This window comes from Lactiplantibacillus herbarum, assembly GCF_001039045.1.
GTDB lineage: Bacteria > Bacillota > Bacilli > Lactobacillales > Lactobacillaceae > Lactiplantibacillus > Lactiplantibacillus herbarum.
In genome coordinates this window covers 1-17,140 of sequence record NZ_LFEE01000049.1, presented here as the reverse complement: position 1 = coordinate 17,140, position 17,140 = coordinate 1, and the positions used below count along the sequence as shown (strand labels likewise).

17 protein-coding genes and 4 pseudogenes are annotated in these 17,140 nt (G+C 47.7%); 16 read left to right on the top strand and 5 right to left on the bottom strand.

The window, feature by feature from the left end; genetic code table 11:
* The first annotated feature begins 94 nt into the window (after positions 1-94).
* The 6 genes and pseudogenes from ACG95_RS13830 to ACG95_RS13805 all read left to right on the top strand — a co-directional run bounded on the left by ACG95_RS13830 (position 95) and on the right by ACG95_RS13805 (position 6,559).
* Positions 95-790 (top strand): annotated as a pseudogene (locus tag ACG95_RS13830) (response regulator transcription factor).
* A 9-nt stretch (positions 791-799) separates the two neighbouring features.
* Entirely contained in the window at positions 800-2,158 is a 1,359-nt protein-coding gene (locus ACG95_RS13825) for a sensor histidine kinase (RefSeq protein WP_048001087.1), read from the top strand.
* A gap of 216 nt (positions 2,159-2,374) precedes the next feature.
* The gene (locus tag ACG95_RS13820; RefSeq protein WP_048001086.1) at positions 2,375-3,025 is read left to right on the top strand and encodes a VTT domain-containing protein; all 651 of its coding nucleotides are present in this window, start codon (positions 2,375-2,377) and stop codon (positions 3,023-3,025) included.
* Positions 3,015-3,686, top strand: a complete 672-nt coding sequence (locus ACG95_RS13815; RefSeq protein ID WP_048001085.1) for a phosphatase PAP2 family protein — start codon at positions 3,015-3,017, stop codon at positions 3,684-3,686. The genes ACG95_RS13820 and ACG95_RS13815 overlap by 11 nt, the downstream gene beginning before the upstream one ends.
* On the top strand, positions 3,668-4,615 hold the full coding sequence (locus tag ACG95_RS13810; RefSeq protein ID WP_003581715.1) for a glycosyltransferase family 2 protein: 948 nt from the start codon (positions 3,668-3,670) through the stop codon (positions 4,613-4,615). Before ACG95_RS13815 ends, ACG95_RS13810 begins: the two co-directional genes overlap by 19 nt.
* A 9-nt stretch (positions 4,616-4,624) precedes the next feature.
* Entirely contained in the window at positions 4,625-6,559 is a 1,935-nt protein-coding gene (locus tag ACG95_RS13805; RefSeq protein WP_048001084.1) for a membrane protein, read from the top strand.
* 13 nt (positions 6,560-6,572) lie between these two features.
* On the opposite strand, the gene ACG95_RS15030 is transcribed toward ACG95_RS13805, so the two are convergent.
* The 3 genes and pseudogenes from ACG95_RS15030 to ACG95_RS13795 form a co-directional block, all read right to left on the bottom strand.
* Positions 6,573-6,734 (bottom strand): hypothetical protein, encoded by a 162-nt coding sequence (locus ACG95_RS15030; protein WP_202812197.1) that lies wholly within the window; start codon positions 6,732-6,734, stop codon positions 6,573-6,575.
* A gap of 72 nt (positions 6,735-6,806) precedes the next feature.
* A complete protein-coding gene (locus ACG95_RS13800) occupies positions 6,807-7,034 on the bottom strand; it encodes a hypothetical protein (protein WP_237756537.1) in 228 nt (75 codons plus the stop codon).
* A gap of 11 nt (positions 7,035-7,045) precedes the next feature.
* A pseudogene (locus tag ACG95_RS13795) lies at positions 7,046-7,426 on the bottom strand (protein TrsD); the annotation flags it as partial.
* On the opposite strand from ACG95_RS13795, the pseudogene ACG95_RS14865 reads away from it, so the two are divergent.
* From ACG95_RS14865 to ACG95_RS13755, 8 genes and pseudogenes are all read left to right on the top strand, one after another.
* Positions 7,408-7,632: pseudogene (locus tag ACG95_RS14865) on the top strand (DUF536 domain-containing protein); the annotation flags it as partial. The pseudogenes ACG95_RS13795 and ACG95_RS14865 sit on opposite strands and share 19 nt — an antisense overlap.
* A 256-nt stretch (positions 7,633-7,888) precedes the next feature.
* The gene (locus tag ACG95_RS13790; RefSeq protein ID WP_048001083.1) at positions 7,889-8,347 is read left to right on the top strand and encodes an FMN-binding protein; all 459 of its coding nucleotides are present in this window, start codon (positions 7,889-7,891) and stop codon (positions 8,345-8,347) included.
* Between the two features lie 3 nt (positions 8,348-8,350).
* Positions 8,351-9,109: an FAD:protein FMN transferase gene (locus tag ACG95_RS13785; protein ID WP_048001082.1), complete on the top strand. Its 759-nt coding sequence runs from the start codon at positions 8,351-8,353 to the stop codon at positions 9,107-9,109.
* A complete protein-coding gene (locus tag ACG95_RS13780) occupies positions 9,106-10,377 on the top strand; it encodes a ferric reductase-like transmembrane domain-containing protein (protein ID WP_048001081.1) in 1,272 nt (423 codons plus the stop codon). Before ACG95_RS13785 ends, ACG95_RS13780 begins: the two co-directional genes overlap by 4 nt.
* 74 nt (positions 10,378-10,451) lie before the next feature.
* Positions 10,452-11,239, top strand: a protein-coding gene (locus tag ACG95_RS14310; protein ID WP_100223170.1) for an IS5 family transposase whose coding sequence is annotated in 2 segments (ribosomal slippage) — positions 10,452-10,710 and positions 10,710-11,239 — 789 coding nt in all. Because the reading frame shifts where the segments join, the coding sequence is not laid out codon by codon here.
* A 112-nt stretch (positions 11,240-11,351) separates the two neighbouring features.
* The gene (locus tag ACG95_RS13765; protein WP_024855736.1) at positions 11,352-11,576 is read left to right on the top strand and encodes a helix-turn-helix domain-containing protein; all 225 of its coding nucleotides are present in this window, start codon (positions 11,352-11,354) and stop codon (positions 11,574-11,576) included.
* Positions 11,577-12,044: 468 nt separating this feature from the next.
* On the top strand, positions 12,045-12,398 hold the full coding sequence (locus ACG95_RS14860) for a plasmid mobilization protein (RefSeq protein ID WP_048001080.1): 354 nt from the start codon (positions 12,045-12,047) through the stop codon (positions 12,396-12,398).
* Positions 12,380-13,549: a relaxase/mobilization nuclease domain-containing protein gene (locus ACG95_RS13755; RefSeq protein WP_048001079.1), complete on the top strand. Its 1,170-nt coding sequence runs from the start codon at positions 12,380-12,382 to the stop codon at positions 13,547-13,549. Before ACG95_RS14860 ends, ACG95_RS13755 begins: the two co-directional genes overlap by 19 nt.
* 352 nt (positions 13,550-13,901) lie before the next feature.
* Here the strand turns inward: ACG95_RS13755 and ACG95_RS13750 are convergent.
* Positions 13,902-14,387: pseudogene (locus ACG95_RS13750) on the bottom strand (replication initiator protein A); the annotation flags it as partial.
* Positions 14,388-14,561: 174 nt separating this feature from the next.
* Positions 14,562-14,840 (bottom strand): BRCT domain-containing protein, encoded by a 279-nt coding sequence (locus ACG95_RS13745; protein ID WP_048001078.1) that lies wholly within the window; start codon positions 14,838-14,840, stop codon positions 14,562-14,564.
* 859 nt (positions 14,841-15,699) lie between these two features.
* Here ACG95_RS13745 and ACG95_RS13740 point away from each other — a divergent pair.
* Together ACG95_RS13740 and ACG95_RS13735 are read left to right on the top strand one after the other, a co-directional pair.
* Complete coding sequence (locus tag ACG95_RS13740; protein WP_015639692.1) at positions 15,700-16,500, top strand: ParA family protein; 801 nt, start codon at positions 15,700-15,702, stop codon at positions 16,498-16,500.
* Between the two features lies 1 nt (position 16,501).
* A complete protein-coding gene (locus ACG95_RS13735) occupies positions 16,502-16,852 on the top strand; it encodes a DUF5388 domain-containing protein (protein WP_011222016.1) in 351 nt (116 codons plus the stop codon).
* Positions 16,853-17,140: the final 288 nt, after the last annotated feature.

Genomic DNA, 17,140 nt, shown 5'->3' with positions numbered 1-17,140 from the left:
TGTTCAACTTAAATTTTACAATCTGCCTAATAAATAAAACAAGGTAAATACAGGCACGTTTGACAGTACCACGATTCACATAGGGAGGAGACCATTGAAATCCACCATTTTACTAGTCGAAGACGAGGCGGGCTTAGCCGACTCACTCAAAACCGAAATCGAGCTCGAGAACTTCAATGTGCTCTGGGCCAATGACGGCCTAATCGCGCTGGACATGTTCCGGCAAAACGAGACCCAGATTGATTTAATCATTTTGGACTGGATGCTGCCGCACCTGGACGGCTTCAGTATGCTGCGCCGCATTCGCAAAACCAGCCAGGTGCCGATCATCATGCTGACGGCGCGCGATTACATCGGCGATAAGGTGGCCGGGCTGACCGGCGGCGCCGACGACTATGTCACCAAACCATTTGAAATGGAAGAACTGATTGCCCGGGTCGAAGTGGCCCTGCGCCATTCGCAGCCGGCGGCCACCACTGCCGCCGTGTATACTGCTGGCAATTTGAATGTGGATACGGACACCAAACGCGTCACCCGGGGCGGTACCATCATCCCCCTCACCCAGCGAGAATACGAGCTGCTGGTGGCACTCATCAGTCATCAAAACGAGCCCTGTTCACGCGAGGATTTGTTAGACACTGTGTGGGGCCTCGATTTTGACGGCTAACCCAACATCCTGGACGTCTATGTCCGCAATCTCCGGAGCAAAATCGACACTCCCAACCAACCTAAGCTGATTCACACTGTCCGCGGCGTGGGCTACATGCTTTCCGAACACGTGGCGGAATAAGGCCCTAATATGAAAAAAGACAAACAATCTAGCGCAGCCATCATGCTGCGCAGCCTGATGCGCTTCATCATCATTGTCACCTTGCTGCTCGGCGCTGCCATCATCATCGCCGTGGGCCATCAGCTGCTGGAAGAGGTTCAAACCACCACCAGTCATATCACCGCCAGTCTCAAGCAAACCGACATTGATGGCGATGATGACTGGGAAAGCTGGCGCAAAAACAGCACCCTGGACACCAGCGCCACTTATGTTTATGTCCACAACAAGCGCGCCGATGCCAAGGTCAGCCAATACTTCTCCCCGCACGCGGAAAAAGTATTAAAAGTGACCCCCACTAAGGTGCCGTTTTTAACCAATGTCTATTATCGCCCAGGCATCGGGCTGCTGTACCATCGCATGGTGCACGCGCGCGGGATTTACTACACGTTGTGGCAAAACATGAATCCCCAGCTGGCGGTGCTGCTGCGGGTGATTGAAGTCACTGCCATCCTGCTGGCGGTGACGCTGCTGGCCACGCCGCTGTACATTCGCCAGCTGACCAAGCGACTGACTGATCCTCTGACCACGCTGTCTCACACGACCCAGATGATTGCCGGCGCCAAAGAACCTGGTGCGATGCGGCTACCGGTCCCGGCGCAACCGACTGAGGTGACGGAACTCGCTGGTAATTTCAACGAGTTGCTGAGCATGTTGAATGAACGCCAGGAGCAGCAAAAACTGTTCGTGATGAACGCCGCCCATGAGCTGCGCACTCCGATTGCCACTATTCGCAGCCACGCCCAGTTGATCGAACGTCACGGCAAGGATCACCCGGAAATCATTACCAAGTCGGTGGGCTACATCACCGAGGAATCCCGGCAAATGCAGCACTTGATTGATGAGCTCCTGCAACTTTCCCGCGCCGACCGGCTCGCGCTTGACCTTACCCCGCTTGATCTCAGTGCCACAGTGACTACCATCATGCAAAAAATTGCTGGGACCTTCGAACAAACCGTCACCACCGAGATTCAGCCTGACATCCATATCACCGGCAACGAAAGCGCGATTGAGCAAATTCTGGTCAACCTAGTCACCAATGCCGCGAAGTATTCGCCAGCGGCCAGCCAAATTACCGTCACCCTCACCCAACAGGCTAATGAGGCGGCGGCCCTGGCGGTGAAAGATCAAGGTAGCGGCATCAGTGCTGAAGATAAAAGCCACATCTTCGAGCGCTTCTACCGCAGCGCCGATGTGCGCGGCACGGTAGCTGGCACCGGCTTAGGGCTAGCCATTGCCACGCAACTCGCTCAGCTCAGCAATAGTGAGCTGACGGTCGCCGACGATCAGCCGCAGGGCACCATTTTCACGTTGATTTTCTCCACCAAATAAACTTTTTCATGCCGCTCAAAAATATTTTTGAGCGGTTTTTTTTCGCCGAATATTAGTAATCTGAATATTTTTCAGCTAAATCACCCTTGATACTGGCACTGCCGCGGTGAAAGCTGAAGATTATTGAGTTTCGGGTTAGTTTTCATGAGTGGGCGCACCGCGGGATTGTTGTTATGCTGGGTTCATCCTGAAAGTTCAGTCAAGGGGGAACACATCATGACCGCACTCATTACACTGCTACCTAACCTTAATCAATTGTTGCCGCAGCTCATCAGTCAATTCGGCTCACTCATCTATCTTGGCTTGTTCGCCATGATCTTCATTGAAACCGGCGTCGTGGTGCTGCCCTTTCTGCCTGGCGACTCGCTCCTATTTCTCTGCGGCTCGCTGGCGGCGATGGCCAATCACAGTTTGAACATCTGGGTGCTGTTCGGCCTGCTCAGCGTGGCCGCGGTGCTTGGAGATTCGCTTAACTTTGCAATCGGTGAACACTTCGGGCTGCGCCTCGCGCACAGCGCCAAGCTCAGCCGCTTCATCAAACCCGCCTACCTCGAACGTTCGCAGCGCTTCTTCGACAAGCATGGGAAAGCCGCGATTTTCCTTGGCCGCTTCATGCCGATCATCCGCACCTTCATCCCCTTCACCGCTGGCGTGAGCCAGATGCGCTACCGCGACTTTGCCGCCTACAACGTACTTGGCGGGATCACCTGGATGGCGGTAGCCCTCGGCGCCGGTTACCTGTTCGGCAACATTGCTGTCGTTAAAACCCATTTCGAACTGATCATGCTGGCCATCGTGGTCATTTCCTTAGCGCCTGCCGCCTTCATGGCGCTGCGCCATCGCGGAGGTGCCGACGATGCCGACTAAAACCAAAACATTGCTAGGCGGGCTGAGCCTGATTGTCTTTGCCGCCTTAGCCCTCGGCGTTATCACGCATGCCGCCTGGCTTGCGCAATTGGATGCCGCGGCCAGCACTTTGGCCACGCGCGCCATTGATCCGACGAATACCGCGATTTTCAAAGTCGTCGCCACCCTTGGCAGTCCTGCCACCGTCATCGGCCTCACTGCGCTGTTGTGCCTGTGGTTGTGGCTCAAACAAGGCCCAGTCATCAGCCTGTGGTTCGCTGGCCTGCAGCTGGGCGGCTCCGCCATCACGGAAGGCTTCAAGCTGCTGATTGACCGCAGTCGCCCGCTCCATCAGCTGGTGCTGGATAACGGCGCTAGCTTCCCCAGCGGCCACACGTTTTGCACGGCGCTGCTCGTGTTCACCTTGTGGACGCTATGCCTACCACACATTCAAGATCAAGAAAGCCAGCTGATTACCATATTGATTGGCATTGGCTGGATTGCCATGGTGGCCATTTCGCGGGTGTATCTGCGCGACCACTACCTCTCTGATGTGCTTGCCAGCGTGTGCTTAGCTGGCGGTTGGTGGCTGCTCGTCACGCCTGTTCAAGCCTTTATTCAAACTAAAATGCGTCAGTTTTTACCGGAAAGGATGTTGAAATCATGGCCACATCAAAATTAACGATTGTCGTTCCAGCCTACAATGAAGAAGAGGTGCTGACCTCCTCGGTGCAAAAATTACTGGCCGTTGAAGACCAAATCGCCGCGCAAGCCGTTCTGGGCCAGCGCGCCGACATCCTGATCGTCGATGATGGCTCCAAGGATCACACCTGGGAAATCATCGAAAACCTGCACGCCGCGAATTCCCGGATTCGGGGACTACGCTTTTCTCGCAACTTCGGTCATCAGTCGGCGCTGATCGCCGGCATGAGTGAAGCCGTGAAAACCGCGGACATGATTGTCACCATCGATGCTGACCTGCAAGATGATCCTGACAAAATCGTCGACATGGTGGATGCCTACGCAGATGGCGCCGATATCGTCTACGGTGTCCGGAATAATCGGGAAACCGACAGCTGGTTCAAGCGCACCACGGCCCAAGGCTACTACAAAGTCCTGAAGCTGCTAGGGGTTGAACTGGTGCCGAATCACGCGGATTTTCGCCTGATGTCCAAGCGCGCGGTTGAAACCTTCCTTCAGTACCCGGAACGTAACATTTTCATTCGCGGCCTGATTCCTAAGCTTGGCTTCAAAACTGCCGAAGTCTTCTACAAGCGCACCCCGCGCATGGCGGGCGAATCCAAGTACCCGCTGAAAAAAATGCTGGCCTTTGCCTGGGACGGGATTACCAGCCTGACGATAGCGCCGGTGCGGTTCATTCTCATTCTGGGTACCTTGTCTTGCCTACTGGCGGTGGGCATGGTGGTTTACGCCATTGTCATGACAATGCTGGGGCTCACCGTGCACGGCTGGTCGGCGTTGATGGTGTCGCTGTGGTTCGTTGGGGGCATCCAAATGATCAGCCTCGGGGTGATTGGTGAATACATCGGCAAGCTCACCACCGAAGTTAAACATCGCCCGCGCTACACGGTGCAAACGATTCTGGATTAAGGTGAGGGTATGAAAAAGATTAAACCCGCCTTTCTGCCAGCAATTTTAATCCTCTGCCTGCTCATTGGCAGCATCGGTAACCTGACCAGTGTGCTCGGGGTGCCGGCGCTGTTGGTGGTAGTGCTCCTGGGCGCGGGGCTTTACTTCGGGGCGCCCCGACTTGACCATTTGTCTACAAGGCAGCTGCGCTGGGGCATTGGCCTTGGCTTACTGGCGATGCTGATTGCCCAGGTGGTCGTGTTGCACGTGATGCCCAACACCGTTTACCACGATCCGTACCGGGTACTGTCGCAAGCCGACCAGCTCGCCGCCGGCCACATGACCTGGGATATCACCTACTTCTGGCGCTACGCCAATAACGTGCCGCTGGCTTATCTGCTCTCCCTGTGGTTGCGGCTGACGCAACTGGTGGGCTTAAGCACCAATCTTTCGGTGCACCTGCTGAGTATCTTGGTGTTGGACAGCTTTATTGCCCTGGCGCTGCATACGATTTGGCAGCTCAGCCAGCGCGCCAGCCTGCTGGTCGTGGCCTTCGGTTTTTTCGCCTTGACGCCGTTTGCCTACACCTACTACCTGCAAGTCTTCTCCTTTGACTTGCCAACGATGCTGGTGCTGCTCATCATCATGCGGAGTCTGCTGAACTGGTCGCAGAAAACGTCGCGCCAGCGCTGGTTTGCCGGCAGCGGACTAGTTGTTGCCGTGATGCTCGGCGCCATGCTCAAGCCTAATCTGGTGGTCTTGTTGCCAGCTCTGCTGATTGTCGGCCTGATTCTGGCCCGTCAGCACCTCTGGCGACAAGCCAAACTGACCCTGCCCATCCTCTTGATTGTGCTGGGCTTCGGGCTGAGTCTGCCGGCGACCAAAGTCATTGACGTGGCAGCCAATTATCAACCCCGCACCGCCTTTTCGTTCCCGGCGACCAACTGGATCTTGATGGTCTACAACCAGCACAGCAACGGCGGCTACTCCGGCAAGGATGTCGGACGTGCTATCAAGCTGCCCAGCCAAGCCGCCCGCCAGCGGTACAATTTGAAAACCATCCCCAAGCGCATCAAAACTCTCGGGGTGGTTGGCGTCATCCGGTTGTGGGTAGTGAAGTTAGGCATCGTGCTCAATGTCCAAGGCATTCAGCGCTGGTACAACGGCGGCTTCCGCGCCGCGCCTAGTTGGTACAGTAATCATGCTGGCTTCTATCAGGGACTGACCGTGATTGGCTATGTGGCCGCGACCCTGCTCATGTGGGGCGCACTGATGCTGAAGCTCTTACGGTGGCGGCCAGATCTGACCGACCCGCATCAAATCCTTGCACTGCTGGCGGTGACCACTGCCCTTGGCTACCTGGCTTTCCACACCCTACTGTGGGAAGTTGAACCGCGCTATGGTCAAGCCATTTTGCCGCTCCTCTGGGTGGCTTTGGCGGCCATCCCGCGTCAGGCCAGACAGTCGCGTCCCCGCTGGGCGAACCAAGCTAGCCTCCTCAATAGCGCCACTGCTTTACTCGTCGCCTTTGGGGCCGCTGGTGTGCTTGGCGCTCAGATGCCACAAAAGCAAGTGATTGCCGCCCAGCGCAGTCAGCTATCCGTGCAGTATCACGCCAAGCCCAAGACCGTGACGCCAGGCACCGTGCTGGCAGAGGTGGTCGATGTGAACGCGCCAGCGAACTATTTTTCCGTTCAGATTCATGCTGGTAGTCAGGTGCAAGTCACCCTCACTACCCTTGCCACCGGGCAACATTATCGGTTAACGATGGCTGGCAGTGTGGCCCGCCTGCACCACCAGCTCGCCGCTGGGAAATATCGGATTACCGTTCAAAACCTCACCACCCGCGGCCAGCATGTCGATGTGACCCACACCTACCATTATCAGCTCGCTGCTCACCCGCTAACGGTGAACGGCCAATCGCAGCCCACCACCTCGTTGATTTATACCTGCATGCAGCGCTGAGAAAGGAGCCTTTTTATGGAAAAACCCAATCACTACCCTTTACAGCAAATACGGTACAGCCTTGCGCTACCTGATTGTTGGGGGCTTCACCACCGGCATTAATGTGGTGCTGTTCTTCGGCCTGACTCACCTTGCGCGGCGCGTCACTGCTGGCGGACACGGCGATTTTGTTCATCGGCCTCACCTTAATGCACGGTTCGCCGCTGATTGTGAAGCTGATCGACCAGGTCGTCGTCATCGTGCTCAATTACGGCTTCAGCAAACTAATTTTCGCTTCGAACGCGACGAACTCTTCGTACATGCGGTGCCGGTCAACTTTGACATCAACGGTTTCCTTGGTCCCGTCATTCAGTCCCTCGGTGAAGCCAGTCAGCACATTCACCGGCCCGGCGATTTGAATCGACCCGCGGTTGCCTTTATGTCTTTCTTTTTTAGTTGGCATAAATAAATCAATGACCTTATCACCAAAACTCATACTGTTGCCTCCTATCCATTAAAATTGATCAAGTTCTTTAAAATCTCTTGGACTTCTTGACTAGTCAACACTTTGGCCGTCACATCAAAGTCCGTTAACGCATTTTCAATATCCCGTTTAACCTGTTCGATCTTTTCGTCTAAATGAGTGACCGCTATGTTTAAGCTCTTAACACTTTTGTCCTTAATTGGCACCTTAACGATTAGCAGATGTTGCTTAGTCGTCATGTTTTTGGATTCTTGGACTTTAGTAAAGTGATCCAAGTAACTGGCTATGAGCTGGATTTTGAACTGTTGCTCCGGGTGGCCTTTTTGTAAGGCGAAATACCGCCGTTTGAGACCATTAAGATAAGCCGTCATATTGACGGGAATCGTCGGTTCTAAGACGAGAAGTAGAAGATTTAAAGTCTCAACGTGACAAACAGCTTGCTGCCAAAGACCAACAAATAAGTAGCAAAGACCGCCAAATAGATCATCTAACAAAATTGATAGATCAGCAGCAACAATCAAACGACAAGGACGATGCCTTGTCGAATAGTGAAAAACAAAAAAGAATGCATAAAAATAAACCCAATAAGAGTTGGTGGCATTTTTGGTAAAAATTAAAGTGTAAATTCAAGGCATAAAATAAAAATTGGTACTTAGGATAGAAAAATTTCTATCAGTACCAAATATTATAGAACCAAAATCCGTCTCAGTTTATTTATCGGCGGGACTTATGTCCCAGCCTCTTTCAAGTTTCAGTAAAAAATTGCTTTAAGCTAAATTTAAGGAACAACCGGCAAAATTTCATATATTATATGCAAAAATTTCATATATTATATTTAGATATAATTATATCTAGAGGTGAATACAATGAAAAAATTTGTTGTGGGGATCTTGACCTTCGCGATTGTGACAGCCATCATCATCGATAACTACTTTTTATTTATTAGAGGAAAGCTTAGTTCTGATGCTCAAAGGACGTCTCAATCGAGTACAACGACCACATCGTCCAGTCCCAACTCTACCAGCAAGACTTCAACCAGAAAATACAAGGATGGCACGTATACTGGCTCAACTGTCAGTACTCAGTGGGGCAACGTGCAGGTCCAAGCGGTTGTGACCAATGGCAAATTGACTAAGGTTACTGTTCTGAAATATCCAAACGTTAATCGTCGCGATAAGCAGATCAGCAGTCAGGCATTGCCGACGTATAAGTCTGAAGCAATTACTGCGCAGAGTGCCAATATTAAGTTGGTTTCCGGTGCCAGTGAAACATACAAGGGCTTCACCGGATCCCTGAAAAACCGCATTGAAAAAGGCGGCGAATGACCAATGAAAACTTACCAGCAGACAATTGAATCCATGACAATGCCATTTACCATTATGATTGTTAGTGAACCCGACAGCTTATCAGAATCACGTTGGCATACAACAGTTACTCTTATTCAAACATATCTCGATCATGTGGACCATCTATTTTCACCATTTCGCTCAGATTCGCTAGTTACCCAATACCAACTTCATTCACTCGCCGTTACTAACTTTAACGCTGAATTTCAGGAAGTTTTTGCTTTGACAGTCATCGCGGAAGAAATGACAAGCGGGGCTTTTACCGCAAACTTTAGTGGTCAATACGACCCCACCGGCATCGTAAAAGGGTGGGCCATCGAAAGAGCATTTCAAACTTACCTAAAACCGTTGCTTAATACCGGAGCCATCGCGGTGGCCCTAAACGGTGCCGGTGATATTCGGGTTGGCGCGCTGGTTGACAGCGGGTACGAATGGCCGATTGGTATCGAAGACCCAGAAGATACTGGCCAAATGCTTCGGGAGATCAAGATCGCCAATGGCGCGGTGGCCACTTCGGGATCGTCAAAAAGGGGCGACCATATTCGCCGGCTTGATTCGGCAAATACCCTGACCCAAGCCACGATCATTGCCACAAACTTAATTGATGCCGACATGTTGGCCACAACCGCAATTTCCATGGGCCAAATACCGTTTCAAACCTTTGCTGAAACGCACAAGTTGAACGCTATTTTGCTCACAGCAGCTCACAAATTGATCATGATTGACGGTGACCAGTCATGAAAAAAATGACCGTATGGCAAATTCTGACTTGGGGCGTGATCCTCTTTGTTATTCCACTGCCACTGGTTCAAGCCATGGCAGTAGAACTGCCCAGTCTATACACCAGCACGTCCCTTGCAATTCAAATAGGATCGATCGCTTATGTATGGATGCTACTGGCGGTATATTTGGCAACCAAACCGAAATGGCTTGACAGACTAATTGGCCTACCCAGCATCTATTTTATCCACGGTGTTCTCAGCATGCTTGCGATTGCATTAGCTTACTTACACAAGGAAGGCACAAGTTCATATGGATGGATTAAAACCACTGGCAACTGGGCATTTGACCTCTTTTGGGGATTACTGGTTTATTCTTTGGTATTTAGGGCGGGCTGGCTAACAAGTCGTTTCAAGCCGTTGCTATGGTTGAAAAAACAATTGGAAATCTTGTTTAAACATGAGTTATCCGTATGGATTCACAGGCTAAATTTGATTGCAGTGCTTCTCGTTTTCATCCACGTTCAACTGATCAGCTATATCACTAATATGACCATTTATATTTGGTTGTTTAATGGCTACACCATTTTTGTGACGGGTGCCTACCTACTACAAAAGTTGCGCAGTCGATACGGCTTAGCCCAAGGAAAACTCACAGCCATTCAACCCATTGCAGATAACTTCTATGAGCTGACGATTCAATTCAAGTCGCATCATGCACTGAAATTGTATCCTGGTGACTACGCATTTATTAATTTTCCTAACATTGACCACCTGAAAGAATTGCATCCATTTTCCATTTTGAACAGCGTAGTAGACGGAACCATTACGCTGGCAATTCGCGGAGACGGTGACTTTTCCCGAGCCGTTCAACACGCCAAGGTAGGGTCAAAGGTTTTGATCGATGGCGGTTATGGTCGGTTTAACCCCATCATAAAACAACATCCTGATGACGAGTTGGTTCTAGTTACGGGCGGTAGCGGTATAGTTCCAATGATTTCATTAATGCGTGGGCTGCCAAACCGCCGTATCACTCTGTATTATTCCGCCCATAGCAAGGCAGGGTTGATCTACCAACAGGAAATTGAAACCTTGGCAGCACAACGAAACAATTTAACCGTGCACATTCAGCAAGGGCGGTTTTTCCGCAGTGTACCGCGTGACCTTATTCGACCCAATGTAACCTATCTGTTGTCAGGCCCGCTAGCGCTGGGGCAGAGTTGGCAAAAACAATTGCTGAATAATGGGATCAATGAGGAACGAGTATACTATGAGGAGTTTAGCTGGTAATGATCGCAATTCTAAGAAGCTGTCCAAGATCTATGATTTTTGATATACTTCTATGTAAAAAGCGAGTTTAAGCTATGAAAAATTATCTCAGCAATATTACTCGGCAACAATTTGAATTAATTCGACCAGCTTTAGAAAATTTTCGTAAGCGAACTAAGCCTCGAAAATATGACCTCTACGAGGTCTTCTGTGCGGTCCTATATGTCTTGAAAACCAGTTGCCAATGGCGTCAAGTCCCCGGTGATTTCCCAGAATGGCGGTCAGTTTACAACTATTACAAAATTTGGTCAACTAAAGCTGAGCCTACGGCTAATTCTTTATTGGAACAAGTTTTAAAAAAATTGTCATTGCTCGGCGAACTTACCAAGGACGTTCAGCTTTAACTTCCTTTATTATCGTTGACGCTCAGAGCGTCAAAAACACCGCTACTGCTGAAAACAAAGGTTACGACGCTGGTAAGAAAATCTCGGGGATTAAGCGCCATCTGGCAGTTGATATCAATGGCTTTCCGCAGGCCATTCACATGACGCGAGCGAACGTCTCTGATCGAGACGGGGCCAGTGCAATGATCGCTTTACATGCCATGCATTTACGCCAGGTTCAAAATGTCTTAGTTGATGGTGGTTATTCAGGCGTTAATTTTCAGCTCGATGTAGCCAGTAATTTAAACGCAACCGTGCAGGTTGCGAAGCGCAATGAGTTGCATCGATTCGAAGTCATGCCCCAACGTTGGGTAGTCGAACGATCTTTTAGTTGGCTAGAGAATTGTCGGCGACTTTGGAAAAATTGTGAGCGTCAATTAACCACCAGTCTGCAAATGGTCGTTTTAGCGTTTTTAGCACTATTACTTAAGAGATTTTAGACAGCATCTAAGAAACTAGATTCAAAATTTCAATGACATTGTTTGGATGTAAACTAGTTCCTGAGACGCGGTTAGCAACTTCTTTGAACATGATTATCACGATCGTGGATTGATGAAATGGCAGGGCTGCTACTTAAAGGAAAAATCTGCCAGTGCCTTAGCGTTGTATCATACTCGTGAAGAAGCTGGCCTAACTCAGGCCGATTTAGCTGAAAGAGCAAACGTCCCTCAATCCACCATTGCTAGAATCGAACGTGGCGATAATGTAACGTTTGATAAACTAGCTGAAATTGCCCATGCTATGGGTAAAACAATTAAAATTGAATTTACTCAATAAGTTAGACCTTTAAAGGGGGATTTGGCAGCAGTTGATTAAATCAACTGCTGCTTTTTTGATCAAGCTAAATTAGCTTGCGCCGTTTGCGCCAAACCTCTGCCTGAAAGGCTCCTGCTGAAGGCATGCTCATGATGCAAAATCATTCGGCCGACAGCCCCTGTCTGGAAGACTTTTTTACTCAAATTCCGATAGCAATTTTGAGTAAAAAACGCGAAGATTTGCCAAAAAATGGCTAGCCAACCGGCTAACCATTTTGGCATTGCGCAGCTAACTGGGGGGTCAAGGGGGAGCGTTAGCTGTCCCCCTTGCAAGCACCGCAGCTGCCACAAACGTAGTCTTGTGGCTATCATGCGGGTTGCTTGCCAAGCCTCTGTTATTCGATTATCATTAGGAGGTAGTCAGCCTGCGGCTGACCCGACTTTTGATATCTCGAATAACATTGCCCGTAGGGCAACGGAGGTGGGACTTGTGAACGAACTGCAAAATCTGGCTAGCACAAAAAAGACGACTCAGGTTCATCGTCAGGCTAGCAAACAAATTAATTTTCGGGTGAGTGAACCGGACTATTTAAAGCTGGCGCGATCGGCGCAAACTTTAAATCTGTCCGTGCCGGCTTTTGTCAAAAAGAAGGCACAGGGGGCGCGCTTAGTTACCCCTAAAATTGCCGCCCAAGATGCCCAAAACATCACTCATCAATTAGCTAAAATTGGCGGCAATCTCAATCAATTAGCCCATCATGCTAATCAAGGTGGTCAAGTCGATCCCCAAGCATTAAGAGACTTGCAAAACGAGGTGCAGCGCGTATGGCAACAACTCACATAAAACGTTCCACCAGCGCGTCCCGGTTAGTCAATTACGCTGAAAAACGGGCCGTCAAAAAAGATGGCCTCAATTTAGATATTCAGTACGCTAAAAGCGAATTTAAACAAGTACGGGCCGTCTATGGCAATTCTGGTAAAACCCAAGCGTATGCCAGCCGGATTGCCTTTAGCCCGTTGGAATTTAATCCGCAAGATCCTCATGATCAGACAACTGTTTTAGCCGTTGCCAAAGAAGTTTATGCCAAAGCCTATCCCAATCAACAGGTGGCCCTTTATGAACATGCCGATACCGATTCGTTGCATGTTCATGCCGTCATTGGTGCGATTAACCTGGAAACCGGTCAAAAAATGCACGGTAATTGGCATCAATATCGCGATCACTTAGTCCACATTACGGATCAAGTCTGCCAGGAACATGGCTTAATGGTCACGCAACCCGATCCCAACCGTCACGAGAAACGCTCGATGGCTGAAATTAAGCTCCGGGCTAAACAGCAGCCCACTTGGAAAGATCAAATCCGCCAAGCCGTCGATCACACCATGCAGAACCCCCTTATTCGCGATTTTCAGGCCTTTCAAGACGATTTGAAGCAGCAGGCAGTCAAAGTATGGGAGCGTGGGAAGAATCTCACCTATCAGCTTTTAGGCACCAATTACAAGTCTCGGGGCACTAAGCTCGGGATCGATTATGAAAAGGAGACGATTTTTAATGAGTTGGCAAGCCGACAAACCCAATCAAGAATCAACCAGCAACCCAAACGAGCCATTAACGCAACAACTGACCCAACTCAATCAGACCCTGACCGAACTCCGGAATTACCAGGGCACTCAGATTCAACTACAATCAACAGCCAAAACGTCCCTCGATCAACAGCTTCATCAGATCGAACAGACCGCCCGACAAGTCAACCAAGAGTTTCAGATGACCTTAAACAACTTAGACAGCAACAACGCCAGCTCGCAGGCCCAATTAAAACAGACCTTACAAAACGCCTACGCAGTGTTCCAAAAGCAGACCAACCTGATCAGTCAGCAAAACCTGACCGCCCTCAAACAGATTCAAACCGAGCAAGGCCAAAACAACCAGCGCCTCAGCCAACTCAGCGACCAAGTGAACCAGACCATTCAAGAGACGATGGACCAAGTCGCTGATCAAGTGGATCAGCAGTTACAAGCCACGAAAAAGCGGTTCTCGTGGTATGAAATTAAGAATTATTTGTTAGCGGTAATCCCGACTGGCATACTAACGGGCCTGGTTTTCTGGTTATTAACCAGGTATTTCAGTTAATTAACAGCAATTTTGCAGGATTTTATGATCTAAATTACTGATAATTTTATCTCATGGTTAAAACGACTTAGATCTCTATTTGCATAAAATCAGGTCTTTAGAACCAATTAACTCATTTTTTTGCTTATTATTGGCCGTATTTATAGTTTCTTAGCCATTTCAAACCAAGCTTGGTGTATTTATCTGTCAGTTAGTTAAAACGGCTGATAAACGATTTTAGAGCCAATCTGAATGAGCCTCTTGCTCTTTGAATTCTTCGGGGTGTTTGGCCGCATATTCTCTAGCTGCTTGTTTATTCCACCAAACGCCAAATAGGTTTTGCATGGTGCCGTACAAGTAGTTTTCCACGTTCTTGATGTGCTTCTCATTGCTTCTCAGGGCGTTAAAGTAGCGTCTCAAGGCTTTAGTCATCAAAGGTTTAAGTTCTTCATCGTCCAGTGGGATTAGAACCCCAATATCTTGATGATCCTTTTCAACTCGATATTTAGCATTCAGGATGATACCAATAAACCGGCGCATTTGTTGCGGAGTGCGGCACCAGAAACTTAGTAATTGCACGGCTTCGGGTTCTAAGAAAACCGGTAAGCCACTGTCTTCATCAGTTAAGAAGTCATTAGCATGGTTCACCAAATCCTGGTTTTGCTTTTGAATTTCTGCTGGTGAGAAATTGGCTGTGGAAAAGTCCAACTTTTGAGTATCTATCCGGGAGCCTTTTTTAGTATACCAATTTCTACTTCACATAATGGGGCTTATCCCAAGTAACCACCATTCACCCTGATAAAACAACGATCCGTTATTTGGCCTTTGTGAAATTTGACGGTAGAGGAGTGGTCTAGATGAAAAATCCCCAAAAAATCAGTAACTCACTTTGTGAATTTAACCGCCTAAACTCCTAGGCCATTGCGCCAATCGTGCCTGACACCAGTCCAAAAAATCCCGTTCTGAAATCGTTGGTGTTCCCGTCAATAACTTTTTTGTGATGGGCTCCTGACCTAAAGCCGTCTCAATTAACCCAACCACTAAATAATCTGTCTGTTTCGTAACCCAATTTTGTGGTTTCGCCCCAAAGACTTTCGCCAAACTAAAAGCTTGATCCCGAGTCATGGTAGTTAGACGTCCGGTAAAAGCAATCTCACAATCTCTTAAATCAAGCATTTTAAATCATCAACTTTCTTGATTCTAATGTTGGTTTTGACTTGACGGGTTATGGTTTTCCATTCAGTTTAGAGGGAGTGACGTTTTGAGCGCAGAATTGTTCCCTGGAAACAGTTATTTGGAATAACTGAACCAGAGTACAATTCTACTACTAAAAGTTTCCCCTTAGTTCGTCGGTCATTAACGCCCGTCGCTTGTCTGTACAATTGCGGTATTGCTACCACCACTCATTATAAACCTACGTTTTCGGTTTAGCCTACTAAAAAACGCCCTAGCAGGCGTTGGTAATACGTATTTATGTTTGTTCGATCACCAACTAATCAGTGGCACCAAGCCGAAGCTTCGTTTTACCACCCGCGCCGTTAATGGTCGCGCTCACCATTCACCACCCAGCCGTACAGATGACCTTGTTGTGGTATAGCCAGACTTATTGAAGTCGCCCTGGCAAACGTGTCCCCTTGGATTTAGACCCCAGCTTGTCCCCTAGGGCTTTAAAAATCGCACCGGCCATGATATAATAGTCATTAAACAATGATGACTTTTTTGTGGCGCTCACCGATTCCCGTTGGTGGGTGTTTTTTTATGTTCTATTTTATGTAACCAATATTACTCGTTGTTTGGTGATAAATCAACATTTCTTTTTATGTATCCTTGTATCCTTGTATCCTTGTATATTCATATCCTTGTATCTAAGTATCCTTGTATCCTTGTATCTAAGTATATTAGGATACTTGCAGTCAATCTTAATTTAACGGCTTTTGAGAAGAAATGTATCCTTGTATCTTTGTATCTTTGTATGTTATCATCCTTGTATCCAAGTATCCTTGTATATTAGGATACTTAATTGGAGGTCAGTATAATGGGTGAAGTAATTACTTTTGGAAATTTTAAAGGTGGCACCGGTAAAACAACAAATGCCACGCTTGCATGCCTGGCACTAGCTCGTGCTGGTAAAAAAACGCTATTAATTGATTTCGATCCTCAAGCAAACGCTACAGATATTTACTTTAAAACCGCGGCTAATTTAGGCCACGATGATATTAAATTTAATCAAACCTTGCTTGCATCAATCCAAGAAGAGGACTTATCAAGATCGTTGGTTACTTTGGATAAAAACATTGACTTTATTCCATCAAGCGCAGATTTTTCATTGTACCCACGGATTATGGAAAAAAAGTTTAAAAATAATTATAAAGATAGAGTTACATATTTTAGCAAGCTACTTGCTTCACTAAAAGAAAAATATGATTTTGTGGTATTTGATTTGCCACCGACTATTTCCTTAATTTCTGATAGCGCCTTATACGCTTCAGATTGGGTTCTGATTATCCTTCAAACTCAAGAGCACAGTCTTCAGGGTGCCGAATCGTTTCTAAAATATATACAGGAACAGGTAATCGATGAATACGAAGCACCTAGTTTGAATTTACTCGGTATACTTCCTGTGCTATTAAAGAATGGGGCGCCTGTTGATCACAGCACATTAGAAGTAGCAGAAGAAGAATTTGGGAAAGAAAACATGTTAAAAACCCTAATTCGTAATATGGAAAGAATCAAAAGATATTCAATCAGAGGTGTATTTCTAAAAGATCAGTTCGATAAAAAAATAATTAGATTATACGATTCTGTGGCACAAGAAATTATTGAAAGGGCGGACTAGCATGGTGGAACTTTTACACAATCCTAACTCAAATAAAAGCAAAATAATTCCTAGAAAATCGGCGCCCCAGCCCCAAAAAGAAATTTCCATATCTTCTCTAAACGAATCAAACAAAACGAAGTCTAAACAAATAGATGGTGTTACTTTTGATACTACGCTCAGAATTGACAATCATCTAAAAAACTTTATGAAAGCTATGGTAATTTTAGGGTATAGCTCAACTCAACAAAACGGATTAGCCCAATTACAAAAAACTTTTTTTGAATCGTTAACTGAGTCTGAACAAAATACGCTTACGACTCAAATACAGACTTTGGAAACCGGCGATGCTAACAAAGTAAAAAGTAAATAATCACGTGCTCTCAGACGACACGTTCACCTTTTAGATGTATACTTGTCCGTTTAAATTAAGCAGAATGCACACAAAAAAGTCCTCTATTATGCGGAATAGAGGGCTTTTCTGAAATCAGTACATACAGGCTTTGCTTAGGAGCGTTGCTTGTGTCCATTTAGGACATACACAATCATATAACAATCAATCAATGCTGTCACTTAACTTACTCAAAAAAGCCACCCACCTCGTGATGAGATGAATGGCTTTTTGGTTGTGTGGTAGATTGTAAAATTAATCCGAACGCTG

Coding starts and splice junctions, on each gene's coding strand:
- ACG95_RS13825 (WP_048001087.1), top strand. CDS start 800: ATGAAAAAAGACAAACAATCTAGCGCAGCCATCATGCTGCGCAGCCTG.
- ACG95_RS13820 (WP_048001086.1), top strand. CDS start 2,375: ATGACCGCACTCATTACACTGCTACCTAACCTTAATCAATTGTTGCCG.
- ACG95_RS13815 (WP_048001085.1), top strand. CDS start 3,015: ATGCCGACTAAAACCAAAACATTGCTAGGCGGGCTGAGCCTGATTGTC.
- ACG95_RS13810 (WP_003581715.1), top strand. CDS start 3,668: ATGGCCACATCAAAATTAACGATTGTCGTTCCAGCCTACAATGAAGAA.
- ACG95_RS13805 (WP_048001084.1), top strand. CDS start 4,625: ATGAAAAAGATTAAACCCGCCTTTCTGCCAGCAATTTTAATCCTCTGC.
- ACG95_RS15030 (WP_202812197.1), bottom strand. CDS start 6,734: ATGAACAAAATCGCCGTGTCCGCCAGCAGTGACGCGCCGCGCAAGGTG.
- ACG95_RS13800 (WP_237756537.1), bottom strand. CDS start 7,034: ATGAGTTTTGGTGATAAGGTCATTGATTTATTTATGCCAACTAAAAAA.
- ACG95_RS13790 (WP_048001083.1), top strand. CDS start 7,889: ATGAAAAAATTTGTTGTGGGGATCTTGACCTTCGCGATTGTGACAGCC.
- ACG95_RS13785 (WP_048001082.1), top strand. CDS start 8,351: ATGAAAACTTACCAGCAGACAATTGAATCCATGACAATGCCATTTACC.
- ACG95_RS13780 (WP_048001081.1), top strand. CDS start 9,106: ATGAAAAAAATGACCGTATGGCAAATTCTGACTTGGGGCGTGATCCTC.
- ACG95_RS13765 (WP_024855736.1), top strand. CDS start 11,352: ATGAAATGGCAGGGCTGCTACTTAAAGGAAAAATCTGCCAGTGCCTTA.
- ACG95_RS13755 (WP_048001079.1), top strand. CDS start 12,380: ATGGCAACAACTCACATAAAACGTTCCACCAGCGCGTCCCGGTTAGTC.
- ACG95_RS13745 (WP_048001078.1), bottom strand. CDS start 14,840: ATGCTTGATTTAAGAGATTGTGAGATTGCTTTTACCGGACGTCTAACT.
- ACG95_RS13740 (WP_015639692.1), top strand. CDS start 15,700: ATGGGTGAAGTAATTACTTTTGGAAATTTTAAAGGTGGCACCGGTAAA.
- ACG95_RS13735 (WP_011222016.1), top strand. CDS start 16,502: ATGGTGGAACTTTTACACAATCCTAACTCAAATAAAAGCAAAATAATT.